Origin of the sequence: Candidatus Aegiribacteria sp. (assembly GCA_021108005.1) — a bacterium.
In the GTDB taxonomy this organism is placed as follows: Bacteria; Fermentibacterota; Fermentibacteria; order Fermentibacterales; family JCC-6; genus Aegiribacteria.
On the sequence record JAIORS010000009.1, the window covers coordinates 1 to 3,211 of the forward strand.

Genomic DNA, 3,211 nt, shown 5'->3' on the forward strand with positions numbered 1-3,211 from the left:
TCCCAAGGCTCGTATGTATCCTCGTATGTTGTGAAACTCGAAGTGTTACTAATTTAGTGTATTCTGGAGTTGCCAGAATCTTCCTTTATTCCGCACTAGTTGATCAAGTCCCGAATTTTCTGTGACTTTCATCTAGCACTCCATTGAGATTGTTTCAGCTTCGTTCATTTCCTGTTCTTCTTCCCATACCTGCAAGACTTCCATGTTCAAGTAGCGCCTTCCGGTAATCCATTTTTCATGTACATCCTGCCAGATTGATCCTATCAACCTGAGGGTACTCTCTCTATTGCTAACCCCCATGTCCATGCGCTGATTACTGACACATGCTGGGACAGGGAAGGCAATTGCTACCCCATGCCTGAAATAAACACCGCAGATATCAAGTGGATTCAAAAGTTCTTTGCTGGTCTTCAGGCGTATTCTGAAACATCTTGATCTCTGGGAAGACCCAAGACCCCCTCCAGAGCCTCTGGAAATGGTATGTGAACCCATCGCGGATTACACTCCATGGCAGGATGATGTGCCTGAGATAGAAATTGGATAAGTTTCAGCGATCTGGCTTTTAAAGGAGTAGTGCATCATGATGTAGTGCTTCAAGTGAAAATCAGTGAAAATCTGCGGGAAGGCATGTTTGACAGGTAGTGTTTCGGGTAGTATGGTCAGTTTAAGGCAGAAAAAGGTAACATCTACGTATGGATGAGCTGTTTTAGGTGTGTGTAATAGGATTGTGGAAAATCCACTTCCCTAGTATTGAACTTTCCTAGTATTTAACGGAAATGTGATATGCAATTATTTGGAGTACTACTTATTATCATCAGCTCTGGTTTCATTACCTTATCTGAAGAGGGTTTGACAACCTATGTGAGCCTGATCACCAGCCAGGGAGAGTTGTATGTGGAAGGTGTTGCCGCCAACCCCCTGTACGAGATCTACTTTCACATTCCAGTTCCTTACGAGTACCAGGTACCGATATTTCTTGAGGTGGAAGGAATGTTCCTGGTGGATTACAGGTTCGTCAGACTGATTCCTCCTAATCTAGTGGTCGCCGCCACCGTTACCCAGGGCCGACCCTGCCAGATCACTTGGAAGGCCTCGGTGCTTGTGCTGGACAAAAACTGGGGTGACATTCCGTCGTTTGTTCCTATCCCCGACCCCGGACAGCTTCCGGATTCTGTGACGAAATGGCTCCAACCTACTGACTGCGCACAGATTGAGTCCCCTGTGGTACAGGCTGTGGCTTCAGAGGTGCTGGGCACAACCAATAACCTTATCACTCTTGCCGATTCTATATACAGTTACTGCCATGCGATACCATACGAATTTCCGCATTATCCTACAGCATTCGACGCAGTCTACGCACTGCTCTGGGGGAACAGCTGTACCGGGCGTGCACATGCAGCCGCAGCACTTTTTAGAGCCAACAACGTTCCAGCCAGAACACTGATGAACACTATCCTTTCGGAATCAGCTTACGATCAACACTGGGCTATCGACTACTATGTGCCGAATTACGGTTGGGTACGAATGGATCCATCGCTCCATCTGCATCCACATCCTACATTTTGGGAGGTTGTGACAATGGTATGCAATCCGGGTTCCTTCGGGGATGTGAAGCGGCCTGGCACACCTCTGATCCCACCCTCCTGAGGGATCAGCCCAATTGGGGAGGGGCGCATTCCGCGAGATTCGAGAAATCCGTGGCTGTATCAGACAATATAGCGCTTTATGCCAGAATTCTTACCGAGGATGTCTTTCAGCTCTACGTAGATATATGGAGTTTGCCCCTCTCCACCTCCGGGGAACAGCTGAGAGAGCTGGCATACAACCAGCAGCAGAATGCCAGGGATTGCTTTCTTGCAAATGATTTTTCCGGGTATATACAACACATGGAAAATGCTCTTGGTCTGTACCAGTCCATCGGCACACCCCAGATTGTAACAGTTTTCCAGGACGATTTCGAGTCCGGCTCAGGCGGTTGGACACACGGCGGGACACTGGATGAATGGGAGCTAGGGACACCACAGTACGGTCCATCGCAATCCCACTCAGGCTCCATGTGCTGGGGAACCGACCTTGACAGCGACTACGAGAGCAATGCGGACAACTGGCTCCTTTCTCCACCGATAGAGCTTTCTGATAACTCCTCAGCGTTTCTGGATTTCTGGATCTGGAACTGGATTGAGGAATTCAACGATTATGATCCTGTTGACAGGATATGGGTGGAGATCACTACAGAAGGCTCCCTATTTGAACCGATCTGCTCAGCCATGGCTGGTATCAACGATGATCCAGAGATACCTGATGTGGGAGGTTGGTCCCATGTGGTATTAGACATCCAACGGTTCACAGGAAACACCGTGCAATTCAGATTCCGATTAAGCTCCAATTCCACCGAGAACCGGCCTGGTTCTTACATAGATGACGTTATCGTATACGAAAGACTTGCATCAGAGACTGGTATAACTTCACCAGATCCAGTTGGAGTCATATCCATAACCTGCACTCCAAATCCCTGCACTCAAATGGTATCAATAGATTTCATCCTGGGAATCGAGGTTCAGGCTGACCTTGCTGTTTATGACTGCTCAGGCAGGCTGGTAGCATCTATCAAGAACGCTTCACAAAATGGTAATAGATCAGTGACCTGGAACTGTACTAACGATCAAGGCAGATCTGTCCCCGCTGGTCTTTACTTCGTACATATTGAAGCAGGAGACAGAAGTGCATCCACAAGGATGGTGGTATTGCCCTGACAAACACTGGAGATAACCCTCAGATAATTTTTTCAGGTGAATATATAGAACTCACATTCCCCACCCCTGAAGAGTGATTTGTGGGAATTATCTGGTTCTTCGTTTTTCTCCCCCAACTGTCTTCATTCAACTACCATTCTCATTCCAGGATGCATTCTGCTTTCCTGAGAGTATACGGTCCCGCAGAGGGATCCTTTTTAAAGTGTTTTGAATATCTATCTTCAGTAATACTAACCGTATCCGTTGTCATTCCCCTCACATTCATACATTACAAGCTGTTTTTCGTTCAGATCCAGAGCTTCAAGATACTCCTTCTGAGCAATTGTGAGCGGTCTTGTTAACTCACCCCTCCTGATACTCCTATGCTCAGGTTTTCGGACAGGGAGCACAGATATTCCTGTCTGGTATTATCTGTTCAGTACTACGCACCTTCCCACCGCACTGTTATCACCTGTAAC

The 3,211-nt window shown here is 47.4% G+C and carries 3 protein-coding genes; 2 read left to right on the forward strand and 1 reads right to left on the reverse strand.

From position 1 onward, the window contains the following. Nucleotides 1–132: 132 nt before the first annotated feature. Nucleotides 133–492: a hypothetical protein gene (locus tag K8S15_00380; GenBank protein ID MCD4774489.1), complete on the reverse strand. Its 360-nt coding sequence runs from the start codon at nucleotides 490–492 to the stop codon at nucleotides 133–135. Nucleotides 493–783: 291 nt separating this feature from the next. On the opposite strand from K8S15_00380, the gene K8S15_00385 reads away from it, so the two are divergent. Next, the gene (locus K8S15_00385) at nucleotides 784–1,647 is read left to right on the forward strand and encodes a transglutaminase-like domain-containing protein (protein ID MCD4774490.1); all 864 of its coding nucleotides are present in this window, start codon (nucleotides 784–786) and stop codon (nucleotides 1,645–1,647) included. Beyond that, entirely contained in the window at nucleotides 1,584–2,753 is a 1,170-nt protein-coding gene (locus K8S15_00390) for a T9SS type A sorting domain-containing protein (GenBank protein ID MCD4774491.1), read from the forward strand. The genes K8S15_00385 and K8S15_00390 overlap by 64 nt, the downstream gene beginning before the upstream one ends. Nucleotides 2,754–3,211: the final 458 nt, after the last annotated feature.

Excerpts from the sequence above, each read along its gene's own strand:
- K8S15_00390 (MCD4774491.1), top strand. The coding sequence starts at position 1,584 with ATGCAATCCGGGTTCCTTCGGGGATGTGAAGCGGCCTGGCACACCTCT.
- K8S15_00385 (MCD4774490.1), top strand. The coding sequence starts at position 784 with ATGCAATTATTTGGAGTACTACTTATTATCATCAGCTCTGGTTTCATT.
- K8S15_00380 (MCD4774489.1), bottom strand. The coding sequence starts at position 492 with ATGGGTTCACATACCATTTCCAGAGGCTCTGGAGGGGGTCTTGGGTCT.